Here is a 24898-nt window from a genome sequence, read left to right as displayed (position 1 = left end):
GTTCTAAATTTCCAACGCGAGCTGAACCGTAACCAGATCCGCATCGTCCGCGCCCTTATTCAGCTGCCGCATATATTCAACACCGATTACAGCATTATCGTGAAAGCCGTAGGAGACCACCCCGCCGATGCCTGTTTCGTAAAAGAGACCACCCAGGCCGGCATCAAACTCCGTATAAAACTCATCGGATCCCTCATATTTGAGGCCGGCCGCCCATTTTTCCGAAAATGCACAGGAGGCCTCCAGATTATAGGCCACCGGCTGCATCTTCTCGCCCCCACCGAAATCGATGGTATCCAGCGCGGAGACCACCTCGGCATTCAGCATCAGCGGCCCCACAAAAACATTCACATAACCGCCTGCACCGGCCACTCGGTCGGCGAAATTTGTATTGAGATCCGCAAAACCGTCCGCTTCAAGAAGGTCGGAAAGCACATAGGCCCCCACAACAGCCGTTTCGCCGACATTGAAATTCACGGCCGCATAACCGCACTGAATCACATCATCTTCGTCGCCTTTGAATACCCCGGCGCTGATATCAAACCATTCTGTGGCATAACCCGCCATTGCAGAACTCTTATTGATTTCCGCCAGCTCCAGCGTCAGCGGATCAGAAATAAACGCCGTCTCGAAATTACCAAAGGGCAGATAAAACTTCCCGGCCTGCCCGTAAAATCCATTGGCCGCTTCCCCGCCTAAAATAATATAGCCTTCATCCAGATCTACGGGATCCGTATCATCTTCCTCCCAGAGAAAACCAACATGACCGCCCAGCCAATCATTGACGGCCGCATCCATGACAAATTCAAAGGTCGCCAGCTTGATGTCGCTCTCTTCCACCGAACCCGCCCTGGAATAACCCGCCTCAGCTTCAAGCAGGACTCCCCACTGCAGACTTTCCAGTCCGGCGTGGACCAGTGTACTCAAATCTTCCCCCCGCAATTCATTGGCTGGTGGAACTTCGGTCAACCTCACCTTACTCTGAGCATGTACCGATCCAGTCAGACCGATCCATACAGCAACGTATAACAACCCCTTCACATCTTTCATTCCACTACCTTTAAAAAGCATGTTCCATCCACTGGAACCCTGTCGCTTCTCAACCGATTCTAATTTCAACCCCGAGCGCACCCCGGCGGTATTAGTCTTTCAAACAGTTCATGGACGTTTCCACCACATACCGGTATTGCTTTCCGCAACGAATAATCACTTCCTTCTGTCCTCGTTTCAGGATTCTGAAGTCAATCGACATTTCACCGTACCCATCATGCTCAACCAGCATGTTATAAAGAACGTTAATCCGCTTTTTCACCTGTTCGTGGCAATCTGCCATTTTGTTAGTCCTGCTTAAAAATTCCGGTTAATTTAGATGTTGTCCTATTTTGGTCAACCCTATTTGGATGGTTTTTTAGGCCTTCCTAAATCTCTGCAAAATTGAAGTCTGTATTTAGAGCCTTATTTAGATTCGGTCTCAATAATAAACTCAATCTATTTGCCCCCCGCATTCGGTCAAACGATTCGGTTTCGGGCCGAAATCAAAAAAAAGACGCCCCGAAGGACGCCTTGTCATTTCCATTATTCGGAAACATTACCAGAAGATTACATAGAGCGCGACGGTGGCCACACAGACCACCAGCCCCCAGATCAAAGCCGGCTTGGAAGAAGTCAGATCCATCGTGGTATTGGTGGTAAAAACCATCTTTTCGGCACGCTTGTGAATAAAGCCATAGATGAAAAGCGTCGCCAACACCCCGATCAGCGAATACGACATCCAGTAGAGGAAGTGCATATCCGGAAATTTGGTGCTCAGGAAACCGTAGAAGATCGGATTGGCAATCAGCCCGATCACACCGGCCCACTGACCGCCGGAACGGTTAACCAGACCATAAATAAACACCCCGAGAATACCGGCCGAAACATAGCCCTGGAAAAGCTGGATGTACTCAAACACCGAACTGTTGTTCGCCAGCATCGGCGACACAATGCAGCCGATCAGAACAAAAACACCGATGAAGATACGGCCCATGGTTACCAGTTTGAACTGGGAGGCTTCCGGTTTAATATACCGCTGATAAACATCCATCGTCAGCAAGGTCGAAGCCGCGTTCAGAACGGCGGCCAGCGAGGAGACAATGGCCCCCATCAGCGCCGCAATCACGAATCCCAGCAAACCGACATTTCGCGGAATCAAACGGGTAATCAGCAGGCCCAGCGCCGAGTCATATTTGTACTGGTTGATCGTCACCGTTTCCACATTTTCCGCACCAATACGCGCCGTTACCACTTTGTTAAACGCCGCGACTTCAGCGGCCTTTTCCGGATTGGCAGTTTCCCAGCGCGGATCCAGACGGAACACTTCCGTTGCCGTTTCAGGATTTGCCGCAGCAGCCTCATACGGAGCCATGTGATCCCCCATGTTCGCTTCCATATCATCACTGAACAGGTTGAAGGCAATGATGCCCGGAATTACGATTACAAACGGAATCAGCAGTTTAAGACCGGCCGCCAGCACGAGCCCCTTCTGACCTTCACCCAGCGATGCAGAGCCGAGAATACGCTGTGTGATGTACTGGTTCAGGCCCCAGTAGTAAAAGTTCGGAATCCAGATACCCAGCAACAGAATCCCCCATGGCATCGTGGGATTGCTGCCCATATGCATAGCGGATTTATTCAAGGCACTGAAGGTTTCCAGCGCACCCGCTTCCTGTGCAATATCCGGCAAAGCACCTGTGGACGTCACCAGCTCCGCAACCGGGGCGCCGTCCAGCGCACCGAAGGCAAAATAAGCAATCACACCGCCACCGACAATCAGTGCAGAACCCTGAATCAAGTCCGCCCAGGCACAGGCTTTCAACCCACCGACTGCCACATAAACCGCCGCCATCGCACCCAGCGCCCAGCAGCAACCCGCCAGATTAAGATTCACGCCGAATTCGTTCATCAGCTGCTTCAGCGTAAGCGCACCGGCATAGATCACACCGATCAGGCTGACGCCAACGAGAATCAGAATCATCGAAACCGTCATCAGCAGACGCGCCCAGTGATTGTAGCGCACCTCCAGAAACTCTGGAATCGTGGTAATTCCGGAACGCAGGAAATACGGCAGCAGCACAAAGGCCACCACGACCAGCGTGATCGCTGCAATCCATTCCCAGCTCGAAACCGAAAGGCCGTAAAGGCCGGCTCCCTGCCCGCTCATACCCACAAACTGTTCTGCCGAAATATTGGCCGCAATCAGCGAAAAGCCAATCAGCCACCAGGTCAGCCCTCGCCCGGCGAGAAAGTAATCCGCCGCTCCCTCTTCGCTGTGGGTCTTTTCACCCTTCGACATATATAAGCCGATAAAAAGCACTGCCGCCACAAAGGCCACAAACACAATGATGTCAACTATTCCCATCTCATTCTCCTTTGAGTTTCCTACTCAGCAACAAACCCGGGCAAGCCGTTTAAACTGACGCGCCAACTTTCGCATCCTAGAACGCCACCCCTTAAAGATCCAGCTGTCTTTACTATCATGTAATGACATGAGCCGAAGGGTTCCATAATACGAAACTTCTGAATATTGGCCATGGGGGAATTCGGCAACCCCATGGATAAAAGAGGCAGACTTTGCCTCTTCCCCCTCAAACGCTCACCACACAGTATCACGCTTCATCATGAATCCCGTGCCCCGCAGGCCGGTCCGCAGGATACAGAATCCATGAACCTGTTATACAACGAAAATCCGCACCCTATGACTATAAGCATCCCCGCATATTTCATACGGTAATGCGTCAAGTTCATCATTCTAAAAACAGATTCCTACAGACCCTTTTTCAGAAATTCATCCGTCGACATGAATAAGCTGCATTTTAAACTTGTCCTTCTAGACGACCGGTCTAATATGCGACACATCATGAACGGGAAACCAACCAGAGAACGGATTTTGGAAGCGGCGGAAGCACTGATGCTGGAGCACAGTTTCCACGCCGTGGGCCTCAAACAGCTGCTGGATGCCGTAAAAGTGCCGAAAGGATCGTTTTATCACTATTTCGAATCTAAAGAGCAGTTCGGCATCGAAATGATGAAGCACTACATGGCTGAGGCCAGCGCACATAAGCGCTCGTTCATGCTTAACCGGGCAAAAGAACCGGATGCTCTGAAGCGTCTTTTCCAATATCTGGAAGGCAGCATTGCCTTTATGGATAAACACCCCGGCAGATTCCCCTGCCTCGCCGTCAAACTGGGCAACGAGGTGTCGGAAATCAGCGAGGGTATGCGCGAGGAACTGATGAAGGGATTTAACGACTGGATTTCTATTTATCAGGAGGTGCTCGACGACGCCGTCGCGGCCGGCCAGCTGCCCAAAGATTTTGATACGGCCGCAGAAGCTTCGCTCATTCAGGACCACTGGGCGGGCGCCGCACAGCGGGCGGTTATTTTCCAGACATCGGAACCCGTGCGCCTCACCGTGGAGCATATTAAACACCGCCTCGAAGAACTCCGAACGTAGGGAAACTTTTTTTGAACATTTTATAGACGACCGGTCTATTATTTAAACCCACCTTAACCGGAAAGAAGACACCATGAACCTGAATGAAGTTGCAGAATGGCGTTATTCCACCAAGGAATTCGACCCTGACAGAAAAATCTCCGACGAGCAGTTTGAACAGATTAAAGCGCTGCTTCGGAAAAGCCCATCAAGCGTAAATTCGCAACCCTGGCATTTCATCATCGCCGATACCCCGAACGGCAAACGCCGCGTCGCCAAAGGCACGCAGGGCACCTTCCGGTTTAACGAAGCGAAGATTCTCGATGCCTCCCATTCCATTGTCTTCTGCGTGAAAAACGATCTGGACGATGATTATCTCAACCACCTGCTCGAACAGGAAGAAAAGGACGGCCGTTTTGCGGAGCCCTCTTTCAAGGACATGATGCACGGCGCGCGCACCACCTTTGCCGACATTCACCGCAACGATCTGAACGATGCCGGGCATTGGATGGAAAAACAGGTCTATCTCAATATGGGCACAGTCCTGCTCGGCGCCGCCGCGCTGGGGATTGACGCCGTACCGATGGAAGGCATCGATGCCGTCGCACTGAATGAAGAATTCGGCCTCAGCGAACAAGGATATACCGCCGTCGCCATCATCTCGCTTGGCTACCGCAAGGATTCCGACTTCAACGCCGCCCTGCCGAAATCCCGCCTTCCGGAAACCGAAATTTTCACCGTACTCGACTGATTCAAAAACAAAGGATAAAATATGGATGCCATTGAACTGATAAAAACGCGCCGGAGCGTGCGTAAATTCAAAGAAAATCCGGTCGACCGGGAAACGATGCATGAAATCATCGATATTGCACGCTGGGCGCCGTCGTGGGCCAACACCCAGATTGCACGCTACACGCTGGTGGATAATCCCGAAATGATTCAGCAGATTGCGGGCAAAGGTGTTAAGGGATTTGCCTATAATATGAAAACGCTGGCAAATGCACCGGGCGTCTGCGTGCTGAGCCATGTGGAGGGTAAAAGCGGACGGATCGATCCCGCCAAACTGGACATTGAACTTTCCGATCCCGAGGCCTGGGAGTCGTTCGATGCCGGGATCGCCTGCCAGACCTTCTGCCTGGCGGCGCATGCATTGGGCGTCGGCACCTGTATTTTCGGGGTGATCGATAAAGAGACCCTGCCGAAACTGCTGAACCTGCCGGAAGGGGAAACCGTTTCCGCACTGATTGTCTACGGCTGGCCGGACGAAACCCCCAACCCCACCCCGCGTATGAAAGCCTACGAAATCCTACGCTTTATTTAAAAAAATAATCCCGCAGATAAACACGAAACAACACAGATTCAATTCGGTATCTGCAACAAACAAAATGGAGAACGGAAAATGGCATTGACCATCATTGCAACGATTAAGGCAAAAGCGGATCAGGTAGAACTGGTAAAAAACGAACTGCAAAAACTGGCGGAACAAACACACGCCAAGGATGAAGGCTGTATCGATTATGTTGTTCACCAGGACAACGAAGCCGCCATGCTCTTTGTGGTTTACGAAAACTGGGCTTCTGAAGCACTCCTGCAGAAGCATAGCAATTCAGAACATTTCCAGGCCTTTATGAAAGCGACGGAAACTGGAACTGAAGAGTTTACCGTCAATACCATGACCCGGATCGCATAAGGGAAAACCCGATGATGAAAAATATACTGACTGCATCAGCACTCCTGTTCACCGCCGCCCTCGTTGCAGGATGCAACACCGCAAGCCCGGAAGTCGCCGGGCTGCAGAAGATCAGAGTCATCACCGCTGATCAGGTTGATTGGACCCATCTCAATCCGAAACGCGGCGACCTCGCGCCAAAAGCCGGAACACTTTGGGGCGACCGCAACGGCAACGAACCGACCGGTTTTCTGCTGAAGCCGCCCAGTGACTTTGAGTCGCCCCCGCATATTCACAACATTTCCTACCGCGGCGTCGTGATCGAGGGCGTAATCCACAACGACGATCCGAATGCCGCGGAGATGTGGATGCCGGCCGGCTCATTCTGGACACAGCCGAAGGGCCACGTGCATATCACAGCCGCCGAAGGAAGCGACTCGCTGGCTTACATTGAAATTGAGGAAGGTCCTTATCTCGTCCTGCCGGAAGAGGATCATTTCGACACCGACGAGCGACCGGTCAACGTGGATGAAACCAATATCGTCTGGCTGAATCCCTCGGACATGACCTGGATCAATCAGTCCGGCGCACAGGTCGCCTTCCTGTGGGGAGATACCGAAGGACTCAACGGCACCTTCATCAAACTGCCGGCCGGTTTTGAGGGAACCATCAAAAGCTCTGGCTCAACCTTCCGCACAGTACTGGTTAAGGGCGGGATCAAGTACGAAAACAACGACCTGCTTCCGGGCAGCGGCATCGAAGCCTTCGGTCCGACGGCACTGGACGTTGAAACGGATAACGAAACCGTCCTCTATGTCCGCACCGATGCCAGATACAACATCGTAACAGATGAATAAGCACCTGAATATTCAGATCAAAAGTCGGTATTTTTGACGCGGCTTTTTAGCCTGGGTAATTTTTTGCTGACCGCCGATCGCAAAGTGATGGAGGAACTCCGGCCGGAGCTGATCTATGATCATTGCTTTGGAACTGCACAGCGGGCGGTTATTTTTCGAGGCTCGGAACCGGAGCTTCGACCCGCTGAACGTATTAAAACCAATGTCCAAGAGACGGACCGGTCAATTTGCTGAGTCGCATAATAATGAGTAAATAAAAATATAAGGAACATATGAAAAAAAGAAATTTACTGATGTCAGGAGCCGCAGGGTTGTTAGTCGCCTGTACGCCAAAAGGAAAAAAAGAAAAACCGAAAGACTCTGTTGGCAATGAAATCATCGAAGATTTAACCTGGCGCTATACCTCCAAAGCCTACGATAAAACAAAACGCGTTTCGGCCGAAGACCTGGCAGCAATCGAAGAAGTGTTGCGCTTATCGCCTTCCTCGATCAACTCACAGCCCTGGAAATTTATCGTCATCAAAAGTGATGAGGCCAAACAACGTCTTGCGGGCACATTCGGGAAATATGCATTCAATCAGCCCCACGCCACTAACGCGTCTGAAATTATCCTTTTTGCTCATAAAGTGCACTTCAGCAAAGAGGATTACAAAAAACGGTTGGACGCCAGCCTGGCCGCCCGACGCATGAATCAGAAAGGCTATGACAAACAGCTTAAAGCAGCCTATGGATTTGCAGAGATGGCGGCCGATGAAAATGGAGACAACAGCGACTGGACGAAAGCGCAAACGTATATTGCTCTGGGCAATGTGCTGCACGCATTGGCACGTCTGAAAATTGACTCCACCCCAATGGAAGGTGTTGATGCAACACGGATCAAAAAGGAGTTCGCCAAGGAGCTGGGCGATGATTACGAATGCACGTTTGCCCTGGCCATCGGCTATCACAACGAAGAAAAAGATTACAACCGCAAATTGCCTAAAGGACGTATGGCAAAAGAAGATGTAATTTTTGAGCTTTAATTAAAAACAGACCGCTCAAATCGCGTTATATTTTGACGGGATAACAGGATGAACTGAATCACACCATCCGGTTGATCCTGTTCATCCAGTCAAAAAATGCATCCCCGATGACATGATTAATCAAATTCGGCGGCAGAGTCTCTGTACCCAGTGCGTTGCGCTTAAACTATTCCAGCACCATGAAAAAAATTAAACTCATATTTATCCTTCCGTTTATCCTCATTTCGATCATTTGGTTTTTGACCAATACGCTGGTGTATATTCCTTTTGATTCCAATTTGTTCAGCAAAAGCGTTGATCAGTACACTGGAATTATTGCTTTTACCGCTATGACGTTTGCCATGGTACTGGCCACTCGCCCGATGTGGCTTGAGAAATGGGCGGGCGGACTGGACAAAATTTATCGCCTGCATAAATGGCTCGGCATTGTTGCTTTTTCTTTTTCCGTTATACACTGGTTAGCGAGTCAACTGCCGAAATGGTCGTCATATTTAGAAAATATAATCATTCTGGATGGCATCTCGGGAGCCACTCAGGTTGAAGCTGAGCCCACCGCCTTCGAAAGATTCTTTGAAGCGATTGAATTTCCGGCCCTTCAAACAGGTCAGTATGCTTTTTATTTAACAGTTCTGTTTCTCATTATCGCCTTGCTGAAGAAGATACCGTATCGCTTCTTTGCAAAAACCCACATTGGAATGGCCATCATTTATCTGGCGCTGACTTTTCATGCTTTTGCATTGATGTATATCAAATATTGGACGCAGCCCATTGGCATAACGATGGCCCTTTTAATGGTCGCAGGCACCGCGTCAGCATGCATTGTTCTATTTAGGCAAGCGGGCAAAAAGCGAAAGGCCGCGGGTTCCATTCAGGCGATCAATACCTATCCGGACATGAACATGTTTGAATTAGTAATTAAAAGCGATAAGTGGGCAGGTCATCATGAAGGTCAATTTGCCTTTCTGAAGTTTGAAAAGAAAGAGCCGCACCACCCTTTCACAATAAGCTCGGCATGGGATAAAAACACCAAACTGATCAGTTTCACCATTAAGGCGCTTGGCGATTATACCAATGCGTTGGCTGATCGATTGAGCGTCGGCGACTCGGTCGTACTCGAAGGCGCGTATGGCAACTTCACATTTAATCACAACCAGGAAAGTCAAATTTGGATAGCCGGTGGAGTTGGTCTAACGCCTTTCCTCGCACGATTGGAGCGCCTGGGCCAACAGATGGATACGCCGGAAATTGATTTTTTCTACACGACAGAAAAATTAGATTCCAGTTTAAAGAATAAGTTGAAGCAGCTTTCAGCCGCAGCCAACGTCAAGTTGCACCTGTTTGAAACCTGTAAATCTCCCCGTATTTCAGGAGAACATATTCGAAATACGGTCTCGAACTGGAAATCTAAAAGCGTTTGGTTCTGCGGCCCATCAAAAATGGGAGCATCCTTAAAAAAAGACCTTAAAGGATGTGGATTTAATTCAGCATTCCATCAGGAACTATTTGAAATGCGATGATTCATTCTTAAAACAAACAGGAGACAGACAAATGAAAGCATACGTACTACATGAAGCCGGCGGCGTGGAAAACCTCGTCCTGTCCGACATTGAAAAACCCGAAATCAACGCCAATGAAGTTCTGGTGGAAACCAAAGCCATCAGCATCAACCCGGTCGACGTGAAAGTACGACCGCATGAAGAAGTCCTCAACATGATCATGCAGACCGAAGAACGTCCGGTCATCATCGGCTGGGATATTGCCGGCGTCGTCGCCGAAACCGGCACAGATGTCACCGGTTTCAAGGTCGGCGACAAGGTCTTCGGCATGGTGAATTTTCCAGGGCATGGAAAAGCCTATGCAGAATACGTCGCCTCTCCGGCCGACCATCTCGCCCACATGCCGGAAAACTGCTCATTCGAAGACGCCGCCGCAACGACACTGGCGGCCCTGACCGCGCTGCAGGTGCTGCAGTCGCGCGTTAAAAAAGACGACCGCGTACTGATTCATGCCGGTTCCGGCGGCGTCGGCCATTTCGCCATTCAGATAGCCAAAAACCTAGGTGCGCAGGTTATCACTACATCATCCGCAAAGAACAAAGATTTCTGCATGGCCATGGGTGCCGATGAACATATCGACTACCGCGAAGTGCAGTTTGAAGAGGTCCTGAACAACATCGACTTTGTGCTCGACGGCATGGGCGGCGAAACACTGTCGAAATCGATCAAAGTGCTTAAAGACGGGGGCGGCGCGGTTTCTCTTCCCGTCCCGGATTTTCCGGAAGACGTTATCAAAGAAGCCGAAGCCCGGCACCTTAACGTGGAATTCATTCTCGTTACCTCCAACGGTACAGATATGAATACGCTGAAAGAGATGCTGGAAGCCGGAACGCTCAAACCGCACGTTTCAAAAACCTTCCCGTTCGACCAACTGCAGGACGCCCATCGACAGCTTGAATCCGGCCGCACCGTCGGCAAAGCCGTCGTCACGGTCTAAAATTCCTGCCGCAAACAGAATCAGTGTAGCGGACGTTTACCTTCGCGCAGCGGAGGAAACGTCGGTTCAGCCTCCCTCTGCTTCGGCACCCGACGGTTGTCTTTCTGACTCCCGACGGTTGTCTTTCAGACTCACTGCGTGTCCCTGCGCGGGTAAGCGTCCTCTGCACCAACCATTCCTGCCAAAGGTGTAGCGGACGTTTACCTGACCAACGGGAAGGAAACGTAGAAAAAACCGCTCAACTTCAGCACCCGACGGTTCTCTTTCAGACTCACTGCGTGTCCCTCCGGGTAAGCGTCCTCTACAACAACGGAATTTCTTCCTCAAAAGCCGCTCCGGTGTAGCGGACGTTTACCTGACCAGCGGGAAGGAAACGTCGAGCAGACCCGCCCAACTTCATCTCCCGACGGTTGTCTTTCTGACTCCCGACGCTTCCCTGCGGGTAAGCGTCCTCTACAACAACGGAATTTTCTTCCTCAAAAGACTACCCCGGTGTAGCGGACGTTTACCTGACCAACGGGAGGGAAACGTCGGACCTGGCAACGTTCACCCCCGGCTTCCTACCCTGAAAAAAAACGGACTGCATGTTTTTTAAAAACACGGGCTTGATCGTACACATATTAAGCATATGCTCACAACCCGTTACCAAATGTTTTAAGGATTAAAGATGCACAGAAAAATACACTTGATTTACTTCTCCCCTACAGCAACCACCCGCAAAACATTGGAAGCCATTACGCGCGGCACCAACGGCACGGTACAAAGCGAAACCGACCTCACCTGCCGATCCCCGGAACCGCTTCCCGTTTTCGGAAAAGACGACCTCGTTCTGGTCGGCATGCCGGTTTACGCCGGCCGATTGCCGCAACTGGCGGTGCAACGCTTTCTTCCAATCACCGGAAACGACGCAGCCGTTGTACCGGTGGTGGTTTATGGGAACCGTCACTACGACGATGCGCTGATTGAACTCTACGACTGCTGCCGCAAACAGGGATTCCGGCCGGTGGCGGCCGGCACGTTCCTGGGCGAACATTCATTTTCAACTCCGCAGCTTCCTCTCTCCAAAGGGCGGCCCGATGCCGCCGATCTTGAGAAAGCGGAAGCCTTCGGCCGACAGATCGGAACCGCAGAACTCAAAACGGTGCCCGGCCACCGGCCCTATAAAGCCGGAAAAACTCTGACCGGGTCCGCCACATCGGTCGATCCGGAACGCTGCACCGCCTGCGGCAAATGTATTGAAATCTGTCCGACACAGGGAATGTCGATCAATAATTCTGTGGCTGAAGCCGACCCTGATAACTGTATCTGGTGCATGGCCTGCCTGCGCTTCTGCCCGGCAGATGCCCGCAGTCTGACCCTTGAACCCATCAGGGCGACCGCGCAGAAACTGAACGACCATTTTTCTGAACGGCGCGAACCCGAAATCTTTCTCGGCCAATGAGCCCGGCCGAAAAACGTTTTCAAAGCGGACATGTCAGCTCCATTGCCGCCACTCATCTGCTGCACGATGCGTATACTTCGTTTTTTGCTCCGCTGCTTCCACTGCTGAGTGAAAAGCTGGGATTCACTTATGCCCTCGCCGGAGCACTCTCCGTGGTGCAACGGATCCCCGCCCTCTTCAATCCGCTCTTCGGTATCATCGCCGACCGGGTACTGATACGCTCCGGCATTATTCTCTGTCCGGTGGTTGCGGTCGTCACCATGAGCCTGATCGGCCTGGCACCGTCGATTATCATGCTGGCTCTGCTGATGCTGGTCAGCGGAATCACCGCCGCAGTTTACCACGTCACCGCCCCCGTGCTGATGCGGCGCGTTTCCGGCGATAAAATAGGGCGCGGCATGAGCTTCTTCATGTTCGGCGGCGAACTGGCCCGCACCGTCGGACCACTGCTCGTCACCGCCGCGGTTTCCTGGTGGGGACTCGAAGGCATCTGGCGCCTGATTCCGGTCGGCCTCGCGGCTTCGCTGCTGCTGTTTCTGAACCTGCGCACCATCCGCAAAGCAGACCTCCTCCATTTCAGCACCCCCGCCAAAGAACCCCTTTTAAAATCTTTCCGGGGCATGACCCCGCTGTTCAGCACAATTCTGCCGATCATGTTTTTCCGCGGCTTTTCCAAATCTGCGCTCGCCCTCTTTCTGCCCTCCTACATGGTCGACCACGGCCACCCCCTGAAAACCGCAGCCGCCGCACTGGCCCTTCTTGAGCTCGCCGGCGCCCTCGGCGCCCTCGGAGCCGGCAGTCTGTCCGACCGGATCGGCCGCAAAAAGGTGCTGCTCGGCATTATGCTGATCTCCCCGGCACTGATGTATCTATTCACCCTTTCCGGCGGAATCGTACTCTGGCTTCTGCTGATCCTGATGGGCCTGCTCTTTTTTGCCAGCACACCGGTCTTCATGGCCATGATCCACGATCTCAACTCCGACCGCCCATCGCTCGCCAACGGCCTTTTTATGACCATGAACTTTGCCGCCGGCTCCGCCATCGCCATGATCGTCGGCTTTGCGGCCGACCACTACGGTCTGGCGATTACATACAAAATAACCGCCGTCCTCGGCCTCTTCGCCATCCCGTCCGCCCTGCGCGTGAAAAGCTGAACCTTCCCTACACATCCCTGCAAAGCGGAAAAAACATCGAAAGCCCCTCATTTTTGCGTATTTAATTGCAGAACTTTTCCGGCATTCATTTATCCTCTGCACTATTCAACGAAACACTGAGGATTTATGAACCAGACATTTATCAACAACGTAACCGCCGCGCTGAATGCCGCGGTCGAGGCCGGTACACTGACCGGCTGGAGCCTGAACGCCACGGAGTCGCGCAGCCTGCAGCGGCTCTATTCTTCGCCCGACGCCGCCACCCTGCACAGTCACCAGAGCCGGCGGGTTGAGGGCGAGGACTATAAACTTTCGGTCTACACGCCATCGGAAACAGAAGGTCTGGTCGGCACGGCCATGATCGATCTCGTCAGTTATCTGCCGGTTGCAAAACAGATCGACGAAGCCGTCAAACTGGCGGCCTGCAGTCAGAACAGAACATGGGATCTCGCCAAACCGCCGGCCGAAGAACCGCAGGCGGTGGAAACCTGCGATCCGGATATCCGGGACCATCCGGAAAAAGTGGCTTCAAAAATTGAAGAGCAGTTTACGGCGGCTTTTGCCGAAACTGACGGCTGCGCCCTTAATTCCGCCGAGCTGTTTGTCAACTATTCCATCAGCGCCCAGACCAACTCGGAAGGCCTCGCCTACGAAACCGAACTGAGCGAGCTCTACCTCGAAGCCGCCATGGAAAAGGCCGGGCAGGAAAACGACAAGGAAGTGCACGAGCACACCACCTCCGTTACTGTGAATGATCTCGACGTGGAAACGTTCATCCGGGAATGCGCCCTGCAGGTCGCCACATTGGGCGACAGTGCTGAACCGGAAACGCAGGACGGCGCAATCATTCTGATCGAAAAAGACGCCCTCTCCCAAATGCTCGAAGCGCTGCTCGGTCAGCTCAACGTGCTGAATGAATACCTTAAACTGCCGTTTCTTAACCTCGGCGACACGTTCGGCGGCGGCAACGGCGATCCGCTGCACCTCAGCCTCGATCCAACGATTCCCTGCATGGTGCTCTCTTCCGCCTATGCCATCGACGGCCTGCCGGCCCGGGGCGGAACGCTGATTGAAAACAATACGGTTAAGAACCGGATTATCGGCAACCGTTTCGGGCAGTATCTCGACCTCGAACCGAACGGTTTAAGCGGCAATCTGGTGGTCAAGCCGGGAACACTCGATGCGTCAACGCTGCAGGGCGTGGAGTGCACGCAGATCATTAAATTTTCCTCCCTGCTGATCGATGCGCAAAAGCTGACGTGGAGCTCGGAAATCAAACTCGGCAAACATATCGCGGCCGACGGAACCGTCACGCTCGTTAAAGGCGGCGTCGTTTCCGGCAACCTGAAGGACAACTTTACCGACTGCCGACTGTCGTCCACGATCGGCACCGTCAACGTCCCGAAAAGCAGCTATGCCCCGCCGCTCGGATACAAAGGTCCCGACGCGATGCTCATCACCAAAGGCGTTTCCATTGCCGGCAAATAACCGAGGTTTATCAACATGAAAACATATTATCCCCTTTCCGACGAACTCCGTGCATTTTTTCCAATGCTTGGAAAACTGGTCCAGACGCTGGAAACCGGCGTTGAAGATAAAATCTATGCCTTCGCCTGTCTGGAAGATCTCGATCAGTTCCAGAGCCACGTCAGCCAGACCGAAGCAAGCGGACTGACGATGGACCGCGGCATCGTGCTGCGTATTCTTGCCGGACACCGGAATTTTGAATATGCCACGAACAACTTCGATGAAACCGCTCTTCTTTCTGCGGCGGAACGTCTGCGCGCCGAAGCCCTCGATTATTTCCAATCCCTGGAAAATCCGGCGGTTTACACTCCGCCGACCTGGGCCGACGAACCGATCGATCAGTTTGCAGCTCCGATCCGCGAACAGATCCTGATCAATGGAAAACTTCCGGAGGCTGGAAAACCCGTACATTTCGGCAATGCCTATGATCCGTCGATTTCGGAATCGATGGACCGCGCCGAAACCGCCGCGCGCTCCAAAGCGATCAAAGAAGCCATCATGGAAAAGGGCGGCGATAAACTGGCATCGGCCGGCTGCATGATCCGCCGCAAAGTTAAAAGCCGCCTGTTTGTTGACCGTACCCGCATGATGTCGCAGTCGCTCTTTTCCAGCCTCTACTATATTTATGCGATTACGCCGTCGGGCAAAAATGTGCGCGACATTATCGGCGGTATGACCGGAGCCGAAGCCGCTGCGGCAATTAACGATGCGCTGATTACCAAACTGGTGGAAACGGCCGATAAAGTGGAACACGCCGAACGGATCAAACCCGGGCGTTACCGCATTATTACCGGCCCGGATGTAACCGGTGTGATTGCCCACGAAGCCTTCGGCCATACGCAGGAGGGCGATACCTGCCGCCTCGGCCGCAGCTGTGCTCCCGGCCTGAAAAAGAAAGGAATCAAAGTCGGCAATGAGCAGGCTTCGATCATCAACAACGCCGGCGTCTTTGCCATGGGGACCATCCCCTACGGCGTCAACGGCACCCACTTTTTCGATGATGAAGGGTTCATTGCCCGGCCCCAGGTTATTCTGGATAAAGGTGAACTTTCATCGCCGATGAATGACCTGATGTCCTCCATCGTCGGCGATATCAACGGGCCATCGCCGCGTCAGTCGAACGGCAAACGCGAAAGCTGGAAACGCCCGCTGATGCCGCGCCAGACCAACACCTACTTCACGGCCGGCGACAAAACGCTCGATCAGCTGGCCGAACTGTGCGGCGATGGCTTTATTGCCGAACACGCCCACGGTGGCATGGAAGATCCTAAAGGGATGGGCCTGACGGCCGGTACGGAATACCTCGAAGAGGTGAAAAACGGGAAACGGACCGGAAAGCTGTTCCTCGGTCCGCAGGGCGGGCATATTGAATTGTCCGATCCGGTCCCGCGCCTGCTGGATTCCATCATCGCCAAAAGCGTGATTTCGGAAGAGGACCCGCTGAATGAAAACGGCAGCGAGCCGATCAATAAATGGGGCGGCTGCGGGAAGTATCATAAAGAAGGCGTTGAAGCCGGATGTGGCGGCCCGTGGATTCTCTGGGAAGGCATCACCTGCGGTTGATTTTGGTTGGGCGCTTTCGTCGAAAGCGCCGCCTCCACCCTGGGCGCGGACGGATCATCGATCCATCCCTACCAAAAGCAAAAAATCCCGGACGAATGTCCGGGCTTTTTCGTTTCCAAGGGTTGGAAATTTAATAACGATCGCGGCTTACTGCCCGGCGGCATGGATAATGAAGAAGGCGTTAGTTGGTGCATTCATTGATTCATACCATGCCTTTCCAGCAGGTGGTTGATTCGAGGTTGCGACCGGAACAACCGGAATATTCCAACTCTGTAAATCTCCGGAACACTCAACCTCGATCTCGATATAACGGGTTGACTGGGTCGATTGTTCCGGAACCTGAAGGACAGGTCTCCCGTCCACTATCTGAATGGTTAACAGCGGCTCATTTGTGCTGAGGTTTTCTTCAAAGGCATACTCAAAAACATTCTGAATGCCGTCGCCGTCCGCATCTCCATCCGGAAGCACATCGGCCAATGAAGTGATGTCATCATCCGGATCGGCATCAACGATGCTCTGCTCCCAGCGGTCGGGCAGCATATCGAGGTCGGCATCCCACTGCTCCACCAACCAGTTCCAGTTGAAGATCGCATCAGGATCTGTGAGCAGAAGCTGCCCCGTAACATTTGTGGTGCCGCTTGCCGGAGCAATACCGTTTCCGCCCCAACCTGTGACGACGTACTCCATGCCCCCATCGATCAACACCGCTTCAACTGAACAGGTGACAGCGGAGTGCCAGCAATAGTTGGAATAAACACCCGTTGCGGGAACAGGATTTCCATATTCAGAAACCACCGTCAAAGTGTAGTCCCGCGAATCGACCGGTGTGAGACCGGAAGTACCGATATAGGCGCCGGACGAAAAGGGCCTGAAAGCCGGGTTGCGCGTATCCAATTCCGTTAAGGCAGATACTTCTGTATACCCCTCAGAGACGAATGGGACCCATGCGGAATCGCGGGTGTCAACCGTGGTATAGAGAGATGCTTCCGTAAAGGTATGAGCAAAAACCGACACCGCCCCTAGCAACAGCATAACCAAACTGATGTGCTTCACACTCATGATGGACTGAATCTGCATCATTTCCTCTATCCGCAATCTATCGGCACATACAACGGAACCCGATATAGTTCTCCCCGTACCTATAATCTGAATACGTTTCTCTTTCGCATTGCTGGTAACGGGTTGAGTCCTTCCAGCTTCCCCCCATGGTATAGTAACTATAGGTGTTATAGGCCTGATTCGACCATTCCCTGACATTCCCGGCCATATCGTAGAGTCCATAGCCATTGGCAGGGAATGATTTGACCGGGCTGGTATAGGGGAGGGAACCTACTTCGTAAAGAGGATGATAGCCATACACCGTGCCGGTATAGCCATAATTCGAATCATCGCCCGTGCTTGGTTTGAAATTCGCATCGGCAAGCGAGATCGTATCTCCGGACGGGTAGAGCTTTCCGGAAAGGCCTCCTCTCCCCGCGTATACAAACTCATTAAAAGTAGGGAGACGGAACCCACCTGCACTGGAGTTTACGCTATCCAACGGCGGACGTGAGGGACTGGTTCCCTGTACGTGTCCGTTTGAATAATAAATCGGGCTCCTTCCCTCCATTTCACTCCGCGCATTACACCAACATATGGCGTAGGTGCGCGGTATGGAATGTACCGGATGATTGGAGGCCTTAGCTGAAGCTGCTGGCAGATAGCTTGAGCTGTAATCATTGGTAAGCGCCCATTCCCGAACTTCATCCCACTTCGCTTTGGTAATTTCCGTTTCATCCATATAGAACGACTGAATCCAGTTCCCGTTGGTTCCGCCTGGAATAAATACCATACCGGCTGGAGGCGCTTCGCCCATGCCATCGTCTGCGGTAATTTCAAACGTGACCAGCGGAGATATTTCCTTATCCCAGTCACTGCCCGCATCCCAGATAATCTGCTTTCCGGTTCCGGGGCGCAGATTCATGCCGATATCGCCGTGGAAGTTTTCGGCCGGAATCGGCGTTCCGTCCACCTTCACCACCACTGAAATATCCACATTATCGCCGTGTTGATCGTAGGAATCGTAGTAGATGTCCACCAGCTTGGTTCCTTCACGCTGAGTGGTGACAATATTTGAGACCGTCGGGCTTGCCGCATCCGATACGCAACTCCATCCAATCAGTAACGAAAAAAGTAACTCTGCAACCTTCATATCAACCTCCCGGAACTTGCGTGTATGATATCACGTGATCTTACATTTAAAAACATTTATTAAACTATACCTTATATCTTTCATTAATATTATTATATTAATTGTCACCATTTAACCCGTTTGCGATTCGCGCAGCAGCATATCTACAGACAACGAAAAAGCCCGGGCGGATGCTCGGGCTTTTTGGGTTCCAATGGTTGGAGGCTCGTCAGTACCGCTCGCACCGCACTTCCGGCCACGGGTTACGTTCTTCTCGCGGTTTTGGCGATTTGACGCGTAGGCTACGGCCTTGGAAATTCTGGTCGAGCTCGGTGATCGCGCCTACCGATCAGAACGATGCACATTCTGATCGCGGCGCGGAGGGCGCTCTTCGCGCGGGCGGGCAATATTCACCCGCAACGGGCGGCCCTGGAAATCTTTATTGTTATACAAGGCCACGGCGGCGTTCGCCTCTTCGACCGTGGCCATTTCAACAAATGCAAAACCGCGGGAACGACTGGTGAATTTGTCGAGCATCAGATGACAGGCTTCAACAGCACCGGCCTGTTTGAAGAGATTCTCGACCTCTTCTTCGGTGGAGTCATAACTCAGGTTTCCAACGTACAGTCTCTTTTCCATTGTATCGGTCTCCATACCTTCTTGCGCTGAAAGAACTCTAGCCCCCGACAGTAAGAAATCAACCTTTATCCCGTTGCTTTGCCGTCTTCAGACAGGTGGAATAGAAACCCAAAAAAACACGGATACCCCCGGATTCAGCATCCGTGTATATCCGTGTTATCCAAGGCCTCGATGAAATCTACGCGTTTTTCTGGCGCGATGCTTTTTTACGCTCATGCTCAAGCAGAAGCTTTTTACGCATGCGGATGTGGTTCGGCGTAATTTCCACCAGCTCGGTTTCGTCGATATATTCCAGCGCCTCTTCCAGACTTTTCACCTGCGCCGGGGCAATTTTCATGGCCCGGTCGGTGCCGGAGGCCCGGACGTTGGTGAGCTGCTTGGCTTTCTGCAGGTTGACGACGAGGTCGTTGTCGAGGCAGTGCTCCGCCACGACCATGCCTTCATAACAATCTTCGCCCGGATTCACAAAGAAGGTACCGCGCTGCTGCAGGCCGTCGATGGCAAAAGCCACGGCGGGCCCTTTGCCCTGGGAAACCAGAACGCCGTTCAGACGCTGCTGGATATCGCCTTTATAGGGGGCGTAATGCAGGAAGCGATGCGTCACAATGGCTTCACCGGCCGAGGCCGTCAGCATTTTTGAACGCAGACCGATCAGACCGCGGGTCGGGATTTCAAAACGAATGGTCTTGCGCAAACCATGCTGCTCCATATCCACCATTTCACCCTTACGGGTTCCGGCCACCTCGATCACCTTGCCGGCATATTCATCCGGCACGTCGATGTGCAGAATTTCGATCGGCTCTTCTTTTTTACCGTGCTTCTCTTTAAAAATCACCTGCGGCTGAGCCACGGACATTTCAAAACCTTCCCGGCGCATGGTTTCGATCAGAATCGAAAGATGCAGTACACCGCGGCCGCTGACGCGGAACGAATCACCGCCGGCTTCTTCCACCCGCAGGGCCACGTCACGCTCCGTTTCTTTCAGCAGCCGTTCACGCAGGTGGCGGCTGGTGACAAACTGGCCGTCCTGACCGTAGAACGGGGAATCATTCACGCTGAAGGTCATCGACAGCGTCGGCTCGTCGATGTGGATCGGCGGCAGCGTTTCCGGAGTTTCAAAATCGGTGATGCAGTCGCCGATATCAATATCCGGAATACCGACGATGGCGCAGAGATCGCCGCACTGCACTTCCTCCACCTCGTTCCGGCCGAGGCCCTCGAAGGTGAAGAGCTGTTTGATGCGGGTCTGCTCCTGCTTGCCGTCGCGGCGGATATGCATCAGCGGCTGCTTGGTATCGAGCGTACCGCGATAGACACGGCCGACGCCGATACGGCCGACATAATCGTTGTAGTCAATCGACGTCACCTGCATCTGAACCGGACCATCGACCTTTTCCGGAGCCGGAATATGCTCCAGAATCGCATCCATCAAAGGCAGCATGGAATCGCGCGGACCGTCGAGCTCTGTATCAGCCCAGCCGTCACGGCCGCTGCCGTAAAGCATCGGAAAATCGAGCTGGTCGTCGTTGGCATCGAGTTCAACGAAAAGATCGAAAACCAAATCATGAATAATGTCGGGGCGCGCATCCGGCTTGTCGACTTTATTAATGATCACCACCGGCTTCAGATCCAGCTCCAGCGCCTTATCCAGCACAAAACGGGTCTGCGGCATCGGCCCTTCCGCGGCATCAACCAGCAGCAGTACACCGTCGGCGAGGTTCAACACGCGTTCAACCTGCCCGCCGAAATCGCTATGGCCGGGGGTGTCGATGACGTTAACCTTTACGCCCTTATAGTTGACGCTGATGTTTTTGGAGAGAATCGTAATTCCGCGCTCGCGCTCCAGATCGTTGCTGTCGAGCAGACATACCTCCATGTCCTCGTTATCGCGAAACAGTTCCGCCTGTTTAATAATCTCATCCACCAGCGTAGTTTTGCCGTGGTCAACGTGCGCAATAATTGCGATATTTCTAATTTCCTGAGCCATAGGGTTTTCTCCAAAATGCAAAATGAGGCGTGAAGATATCGCTTTTCAGCCGAAAAGCAACGTAACAAGATTACAAATACCCATGTATCTGCACCTTATCCTGTTTTGAAGAAAATCACCGGAACGGGTGCATTAAATGGCTCACCGCCCGCCCGGAGGTTATTCGACCGCTTACTTCTGCCGCTTTATGATTTCCTGAAAGTCATAATTGATGAACCAGAACGGGGTTTCCGCGTGATTCAGCAGATACCCTTTGGCCCCGGCCGCAATATCGCCTTCGGACCAGCCTTTTTCAAAACGGCGGTTCGTCTCTTTACGGGCCACCAGTTCACCGTCGACCTTCAGCAGCGCGGCGGAATCAAGATCAAAACCGTCTATGTCATAGCGCTTCACATAACTGGGATGCAGATAAACATACACCACATGGTCACCCGGTTCGATATTGATATAATTTACCGTCTCTGCCAGAGCCAGACAGCTCTTCGACCCACAATCCAGCAAAGCCATCTGGGTGACATCAAGTTCATCGATCCATCCACCTTCTGTTGTAAAATAGACGCCCAACCGGATCCATTTCCGACTGGCCCCCTGCTCATTATCCTGCTCCGTGACCGCCTGATAATACGGCGTATATACCGTATCTTCGATTTTTATGTCGTTGATCTCAACACGAACCTCCGCCAGCGCGGTGGATCCGGCCAGAACCAATGCTCCTAATCCTGCTGCTATACCCGTTCTTATTTTCATGATTTATTTCCCTTTCCGGTTGAATTTAATATAGACCATTATAGTTCCATTTCGTTCATCCTCCCGATGCCTTACCGTTTTTGAGAGATTTTTTTACGGATCGCCTGAAAAGGGCTGTATTTACCCCGCCTGATGCGGCAACATTGTACGCATGATTACGTTTCTTGAAGGCAAACTCGACACCAAGCAGCTCGGCCGCGTGGTGATGAATGTATCCGGCGTCGGCTATGAAGTTTTAATCCCGCTCAGCAGCTATGACGGCCTCCCGCTCGAAGGCGAGCCCTGCCGTATCCTGACCCACCACCACATCACCGATGCCGACCAGAAACTTTTCGGATTCTGCACCGAAGATGAACGCGATATGTTTCTGAAACTGCTGACCATCAGCGGCGTCGGCCCCAAGCTCGCAATCTCCGCCCTCTCCGGCCTGCCCGTCCGGGAACTGAAAAACGCCCTGATTAACGGCGACATAAAAATGATCTCCTCCATTTCAGGGATTGGAAAAAAGACCGCCGAGCGCATTGTGATGGAACTGCGGGACAAATTTGACTCCGGCGAACAGCTCGATGCCTTTGCGCCGGCCGAAGCGGCCGGCGGCGACAACCGCCTGCGCGACGCCGCGCTGGCCCTCACCGCGCTCGGCCAAAAACCCGACGATGCCGCCAAACTGGTTAAAAACGCCGCCAAAAAACTAACCCCCGATATGAGCGTCGAAGATCTTATCCGGCTGGCTTTGACCAAATAACTCCGCGCCGGAATCCGTTACAGGAACGAGGCGGATTCGCAACGTGTTCGTGGTTATAATTCGTGACAATTCATATCCATCTGTGGCTACATACGCCCAATCATGAACAACGAAATCATCACACCGGATCAGGAATTTGAGCAGAAGCTGAGACCGTCGCGCTTCGAGGATTTTACAGGACAGGAAAAAATCATCGAACGCCTCGAACTGTTTGTTCAGGCCGCCCGCCAGCGCGAAGATGTACTCGACCACGTCCTGCTTTCCGGCCCTCCGGGCCTTGGAAAAACAACCCTGTCTTACATTCTTGCTGAAGCAATGGATGTGAATATCAAATGCACTTCAGGGCCGGTAATCGATAAACCGTCCGACCTCGCCGGACTGCTCACCAGCCTGGAACGCGGCGACGTCCTGTTCATTGATGAAATTCACCGCATGCAGCGCGCCGTGGAGGAATATCTCTATTCCGCCATGGAGGATTTTGTGATCGATATCGTCATTGATCAGGGCCCCAATGCGCGTTCCGTACGGCTGAACATCCAGCCCTTCACTCTGATCGGCGCCACCACCCGCGCCGGCATGCTTTCCGCCCCGATGCGCTCGCGTTTCGGTCTCGTCAACCGCCTCGACTATTACGACGCCCTCACCCTTTGTAAAATTGTCAAACGCTCGGCCAGTATTCTGGGCGTGGAAATTGAAGACGGCGGGGCCATGGAAATTGCGTCGCGGTCGCGCGGCACCCCGCGTATTGCCAACAACCTGCTGCGGCGCGCACGTGATTATGCACAGGTGAAGGCCGACAATATCATCACCGCCGACCTTGCCGACCAGGCGCTGAACCTGCTGGATATCGACGGCGACGGGCTGGAGGAAATGGATAAACGTATTCTTTCCTGCATCATCGAAAAATTCGGCGGCGGACCGGTGGGCATCAATTCCATGTCGGTTTCGGTCGGCGAAGAGGCTGATACCATCGAAGAAGTATACGAACCCTACCTGATTCAGGAGGGGTATCTGCAGCGCACGGCCCAGGGGCGAATTGCCACGGACCGTGCCTATGCAAAATTCGGACTGGTTCCGCCCGCTAAGGATTGAGCAGATCTTTCAGCCCGGTGACCTTGCGATCGCCCTTAATGGAAGTCAGATTGACATTGTCCACGCAGACCAGCCCATTGATATCGTCTTTAGCTGAAAATGCCACATTGAGCGTTTCCGTGTCCCATAGCGTACTCTTCTCCCCTTCTAACGGATCCGTTTTGAAGTTATGCTTCACAACCGTTTTTCCGTCAAAATCCGTGATCTGAAGAGTACTGCGGAAAACGCCGCGCGTCTGATCTTTAACCGTTGTGAATTTGAGATGGTACCACGGAGAAACCGCGCTGGATCCTTCGGGAGGTCGCGAAACAAAGGTTTCGGCCGGCAGAGGCGGGAGATTTTCCCAATGCGGAGCACTGCCGCGGATCATCCATTTCCCGTCGGGATTAATCCCGATACCGATAACCCAGCGGTTTTCCGTTTTGAATTTTGGACCGCCAAACAGCATTGCGATTCCGTTTTTTGTTTTATCGATATGCCCGCCGTTAAGGCCGATCTGGAAATCCATTTCAAAAACAGCAGTATCGCCCGGCTTCCAGGTTACGGCATTTTTATTGCGGTAAACCTTCATAAAATGATCCGAACCGCTGATCACAAGCGCCTTGTCGCCCATGGTCTGCGTAATACCGAGATGATCAATCACCATAAAGTTCCCCATTGCGGCGTCCTTACGGTCAACCCACCAACCCTGCTGACCGTGCAGCGGCCCGTCGTTGAATCCATTGAAAGTACACTCTTCAGCATGCACAATCGGCAGAAACGCCACAGCCCCCGCAGCAATCCATCCTATATGTTTCATTCGCTAACTCTCCTTTTCCGGGTCAAAATATCGCTGAATTCAAGCAGTTCCCACGCCAGAATGTTAACGGTGCCAGTTCATAAATCAAAAAAACCGCCTGTCCATAAGGACGAGGCGGTAATTTGCATTTCCGGGACTGCAGTTTCCAATCCCGGGAATTTCCAATCACTGGAAAATCAGTCGGTGCGGGCGGTGACTTCCACAAGGTGATACCCGAACTGGGTTTTCACCGGACCCTGCACTTCGCCGACCGGCGCGCTGAATACGACTTCATCGAACTCGCGGACCATCTGTCCCGGTCCGAATGTACCCAGATTACCGCCTTCTGCGCCCGACGGGCATTTGGAATGCTGTTTTGCAAGCTCCGCGAAGCTCCCGCCCTCTTCAATCTGCTTTTTCAAGGTAAGACAGTCCGCTTCGGATGCCACCAGAATATGACGTGCTACTGCTGATGCCATGATTTCTCTCCTTCGGTTTAATTAAACGGTGAACCATGCAGGGCAATCACGCCGAGCGCAAGCG

The 24898-nt window shown here is 52.7% G+C and carries 24 protein-coding genes; 14 read left to right on the top strand and 10 right to left on the bottom strand.

What is annotated here, in order from left to right; genetic code table 11:
* Positions 1-3: 3 nt before the first annotated feature.
* The 3 genes from P9H32_RS09655 to P9H32_RS09645 all read right to left on the bottom strand — a co-directional run bounded on the left by P9H32_RS09655 (position 4) and on the right by P9H32_RS09645 (position 3397).
* The gene (locus P9H32_RS09655; protein ID WP_322608691.1) at positions 4-1050 is read right to left on the bottom strand and encodes an LbtU family siderophore porin; all 1047 of its coding nucleotides are present in this window, start codon (positions 1048-1050) and stop codon (positions 4-6) included.
* Positions 1051-1141: 91 nt separating this feature from the next.
* Positions 1142-1333, bottom strand: coding sequence for a hypothetical protein (locus P9H32_RS09650; protein WP_322608690.1), 192 nt, complete (start codon positions 1331-1333; stop codon positions 1142-1144).
* 255 nt (positions 1334-1588) lie between these two features.
* A complete protein-coding gene (locus P9H32_RS09645; RefSeq protein WP_322608689.1) occupies positions 1589-3397 on the bottom strand; it encodes a sodium:solute symporter family transporter in 1809 nt (602 codons plus the stop codon).
* Positions 3398-3895: 498 nt separating this feature from the next.
* On the opposite strand from P9H32_RS09645, the gene P9H32_RS09640 reads away from it, so the two are divergent.
* From P9H32_RS09640 to P9H32_RS09585, 12 genes are all read left to right on the top strand, one after another.
* Positions 3896-4492, top strand: a complete 597-nt coding sequence (locus P9H32_RS09640) for a TetR/AcrR family transcriptional regulator (protein WP_322608688.1) — start codon at positions 3896-3898, stop codon at positions 4490-4492.
* A gap of 73 nt (positions 4493-4565) precedes the next feature.
* Positions 4566-5222, top strand: coding sequence for an oxygen-insensitive NAD(P)H nitroreductase (nfsB, locus tag P9H32_RS09635; RefSeq protein WP_322608687.1), 657 nt, complete (start codon positions 4566-4568; stop codon positions 5220-5222).
* A 21-nt stretch (positions 5223-5243) separates the two neighbouring features.
* Positions 5244-5792, top strand: coding sequence for a nitroreductase family protein (locus P9H32_RS09630; protein WP_322608686.1), 549 nt, complete (start codon positions 5244-5246; stop codon positions 5790-5792).
* 78 nt (positions 5793-5870) lie between these two features.
* Complete coding sequence (locus P9H32_RS09625) at positions 5871-6161, top strand: putative quinol monooxygenase (RefSeq protein WP_322608685.1); 291 nt, start codon at positions 5871-5873, stop codon at positions 6159-6161.
* A gap of 11 nt (positions 6162-6172) precedes the next feature.
* Complete coding sequence (locus P9H32_RS09620) at positions 6173-6997, top strand: DUF4437 domain-containing protein (RefSeq protein WP_322608684.1); 825 nt, start codon at positions 6173-6175, stop codon at positions 6995-6997.
* Positions 6998-7269: 272 nt separating this feature from the next.
* Positions 7270-8019, top strand: coding sequence for a nitroreductase family protein (locus P9H32_RS09615; RefSeq protein ID WP_322608683.1), 750 nt, complete (start codon positions 7270-7272; stop codon positions 8017-8019).
* Between the two features lie 179 nt (positions 8020-8198).
* Positions 8199-9536, top strand: coding sequence for a ferredoxin reductase family protein (locus P9H32_RS09610; protein ID WP_322608682.1), 1338 nt, complete (start codon positions 8199-8201; stop codon positions 9534-9536).
* Between the two features lie 31 nt (positions 9537-9567).
* Positions 9568-10512, top strand: a complete 945-nt coding sequence (locus P9H32_RS09605) for an NADP-dependent oxidoreductase (protein WP_322608681.1) — start codon at positions 9568-9570, stop codon at positions 10510-10512.
* A gap of 667 nt (positions 10513-11179) precedes the next feature.
* Positions 11180-11953: a 4Fe-4S binding protein gene (locus P9H32_RS09600; protein WP_322608680.1), complete on the top strand. Its 774-nt coding sequence runs from the start codon at positions 11180-11182 to the stop codon at positions 11951-11953.
* Positions 11950-13107 carry an MFS transporter gene (locus tag P9H32_RS09595; RefSeq protein ID WP_322608679.1) on the top strand — a complete coding sequence of 386 codons (1158 nt, stop codon included), beginning with the start codon at positions 11950-11952 and terminating at the stop codon, positions 13105-13107. The genes P9H32_RS09600 and P9H32_RS09595 overlap by 4 nt, the downstream gene beginning before the upstream one ends.
* A gap of 126 nt (positions 13108-13233) precedes the next feature.
* Positions 13234-14595, top strand: a complete 1362-nt coding sequence (locus P9H32_RS09590) for a metallopeptidase TldD-related protein (RefSeq protein ID WP_322608678.1) — start codon at positions 13234-13236, stop codon at positions 14593-14595.
* 15 nt (positions 14596-14610) lie between these two features.
* Positions 14611-16197, top strand: coding sequence for a metallopeptidase TldD-related protein (locus P9H32_RS09585; protein WP_322608677.1), 1587 nt, complete (start codon positions 14611-14613; stop codon positions 16195-16197).
* A gap of 147 nt (positions 16198-16344) precedes the next feature.
* Here the strand turns inward: P9H32_RS09585 and P9H32_RS09580 are convergent, their stop codons facing one another.
* The 5 genes from P9H32_RS09580 to P9H32_RS09560 form a co-directional block, all read right to left on the bottom strand.
* The gene (locus P9H32_RS09580) at positions 16345-17277 is read right to left on the bottom strand and encodes a hypothetical protein (RefSeq protein ID WP_322608676.1); all 933 of its coding nucleotides are present in this window, start codon (positions 17275-17277) and stop codon (positions 16345-16347) included.
* 16 nt (positions 17278-17293) lie between these two features.
* On the bottom strand, positions 17294-18388 hold the full coding sequence (locus P9H32_RS09575; RefSeq protein WP_322608675.1) for a formylglycine-generating enzyme family protein: 1095 nt from the start codon (positions 18386-18388) through the stop codon (positions 17294-17296).
* 321 nt (positions 18389-18709) lie between these two features.
* The gene (locus P9H32_RS09570) at positions 18710-19006 is read right to left on the bottom strand and encodes an RNA recognition motif domain-containing protein (protein ID WP_322608674.1); all 297 of its coding nucleotides are present in this window, start codon (positions 19004-19006) and stop codon (positions 18710-18712) included.
* A gap of 178 nt (positions 19007-19184) precedes the next feature.
* Positions 19185-20993, bottom strand: coding sequence for a translational GTPase TypA (gene typA / locus P9H32_RS09565; protein ID WP_322608673.1), 1809 nt, complete (start codon positions 20991-20993; stop codon positions 19185-19187).
* Between the two features lie 171 nt (positions 20994-21164).
* Entirely contained in the window at positions 21165-21740 is a 576-nt protein-coding gene (locus P9H32_RS09560) for a hypothetical protein (protein ID WP_322608672.1), read from the bottom strand.
* Between the two features lie 151 nt (positions 21741-21891).
* Here P9H32_RS09560 and ruvA point away from each other — a divergent pair, with 151 nt between their 5' ends.
* The gene (gene ruvA / locus P9H32_RS09555) at positions 21892-22485 is read left to right on the top strand and encodes a Holliday junction branch migration protein RuvA (RefSeq protein ID WP_322608671.1); all 594 of its coding nucleotides are present in this window, start codon (positions 21892-21894) and stop codon (positions 22483-22485) included.
* Positions 22486-22587: 102 nt separating this feature from the next.
* Positions 22588-23577, top strand: coding sequence for a Holliday junction branch migration DNA helicase RuvB (gene ruvB, locus P9H32_RS09550; protein ID WP_322608670.1), 990 nt, complete (start codon positions 22588-22590; stop codon positions 23575-23577).
* Here ruvB and P9H32_RS09545 read toward each other — a convergent pair.
* Positions 23567-24376: a hypothetical protein gene (locus P9H32_RS09545; RefSeq protein WP_322608669.1), complete on the bottom strand. Its 810-nt coding sequence runs from the start codon at positions 24374-24376 to the stop codon at positions 23567-23569. The two genes, ruvB and P9H32_RS09545, sit on opposite strands and share 11 nt — an antisense overlap.
* Before the next feature lie 176 nt (positions 24377-24552).
* Positions 24553-24834: a peptidylprolyl isomerase gene (locus tag P9H32_RS09540; protein ID WP_322608668.1), complete on the bottom strand. Its 282-nt coding sequence runs from the start codon at positions 24832-24834 to the stop codon at positions 24553-24555.
* Positions 24835-24898: the final 64 nt, after the last annotated feature.

The organism is Pontiella agarivorans (genome assembly GCF_034531395.1).
GTDB lineage: Bacteria > Verrucomicrobiota > Kiritimatiellia > Kiritimatiellales > Pontiellaceae > Pontiella > Pontiella agarivorans.
Note: the sequence above shows the minus strand (reverse complement) of the source record. Positions and strands in the feature narration are given on the sequence as shown.

Coding starts and splice junctions, on each gene's coding strand:
- P9H32_RS09655 (WP_322608691.1), bottom strand. CDS start 1,050: ATGAAAGATGTGAAGGGGTTGTTATACGTTGCTGTATGGATCGGTCTG.
- P9H32_RS09650 (WP_322608690.1), bottom strand. CDS start 1,333: ATGGCAGATTGCCACGAACAGGTGAAAAAGCGGATTAACGTTCTTTAT.
- P9H32_RS09645 (WP_322608689.1), bottom strand. CDS start 3,397: ATGGGAATAGTTGACATCATTGTGTTTGTGGCCTTTGTGGCGGCAGTG.
- P9H32_RS09640 (WP_322608688.1), top strand. CDS start 3,896: ATGAACGGGAAACCAACCAGAGAACGGATTTTGGAAGCGGCGGAAGCA.
- nfsB (WP_322608687.1), top strand. CDS start 4,566: ATGAACCTGAATGAAGTTGCAGAATGGCGTTATTCCACCAAGGAATTC.
- P9H32_RS09630 (WP_322608686.1), top strand. CDS start 5,244: ATGGATGCCATTGAACTGATAAAAACGCGCCGGAGCGTGCGTAAATTC.
- P9H32_RS09625 (WP_322608685.1), top strand. CDS start 5,871: ATGGCATTGACCATCATTGCAACGATTAAGGCAAAAGCGGATCAGGTA.
- P9H32_RS09620 (WP_322608684.1), top strand. CDS start 6,173: ATGATGAAAAATATACTGACTGCATCAGCACTCCTGTTCACCGCCGCC.
- P9H32_RS09615 (WP_322608683.1), top strand. CDS start 7,270: ATGAAAAAAAGAAATTTACTGATGTCAGGAGCCGCAGGGTTGTTAGTC.
- P9H32_RS09610 (WP_322608682.1), top strand. CDS start 8,199: ATGAAAAAAATTAAACTCATATTTATCCTTCCGTTTATCCTCATTTCG.
- P9H32_RS09605 (WP_322608681.1), top strand. CDS start 9,568: ATGAAAGCATACGTACTACATGAAGCCGGCGGCGTGGAAAACCTCGTC.
- P9H32_RS09600 (WP_322608680.1), top strand. CDS start 11,180: ATGCACAGAAAAATACACTTGATTTACTTCTCCCCTACAGCAACCACC.
- P9H32_RS09595 (WP_322608679.1), top strand. CDS start 11,950: ATGAGCCCGGCCGAAAAACGTTTTCAAAGCGGACATGTCAGCTCCATT.
- P9H32_RS09590 (WP_322608678.1), top strand. CDS start 13,234: ATGAACCAGACATTTATCAACAACGTAACCGCCGCGCTGAATGCCGCG.
- P9H32_RS09585 (WP_322608677.1), top strand. CDS start 14,611: ATGAAAACATATTATCCCCTTTCCGACGAACTCCGTGCATTTTTTCCA.
- P9H32_RS09580 (WP_322608676.1), bottom strand. CDS start 17,277: ATGATGCAGATTCAGTCCATCATGAGTGTGAAGCACATCAGTTTGGTT.
- P9H32_RS09575 (WP_322608675.1), bottom strand. CDS start 18,388: ATGAAGGTTGCAGAGTTACTTTTTTCGTTACTGATTGGATGGAGTTGC.
- P9H32_RS09570 (WP_322608674.1), bottom strand. CDS start 19,006: ATGGAAAAGAGACTGTACGTTGGAAACCTGAGTTATGACTCCACCGAA.
- typA (WP_322608673.1), bottom strand. CDS start 20,993: ATGGCTCAGGAAATTAGAAATATCGCAATTATTGCGCACGTTGACCAC.
- P9H32_RS09560 (WP_322608672.1), bottom strand. CDS start 21,740: ATGAAAATAAGAACGGGTATAGCAGCAGGATTAGGAGCATTGGTTCTG.
- ruvA (WP_322608671.1), top strand. CDS start 21,892: ATGATTACGTTTCTTGAAGGCAAACTCGACACCAAGCAGCTCGGCCGC.
- ruvB (WP_322608670.1), top strand. CDS start 22,588: ATGAACAACGAAATCATCACACCGGATCAGGAATTTGAGCAGAAGCTG.
- P9H32_RS09545 (WP_322608669.1), bottom strand. CDS start 24,376: ATGAAACATATAGGATGGATTGCTGCGGGGGCTGTGGCGTTTCTGCCG.
- P9H32_RS09540 (WP_322608668.1), bottom strand. CDS start 24,834: ATGGCATCAGCAGTAGCACGTCATATTCTGGTGGCATCCGAAGCGGAC.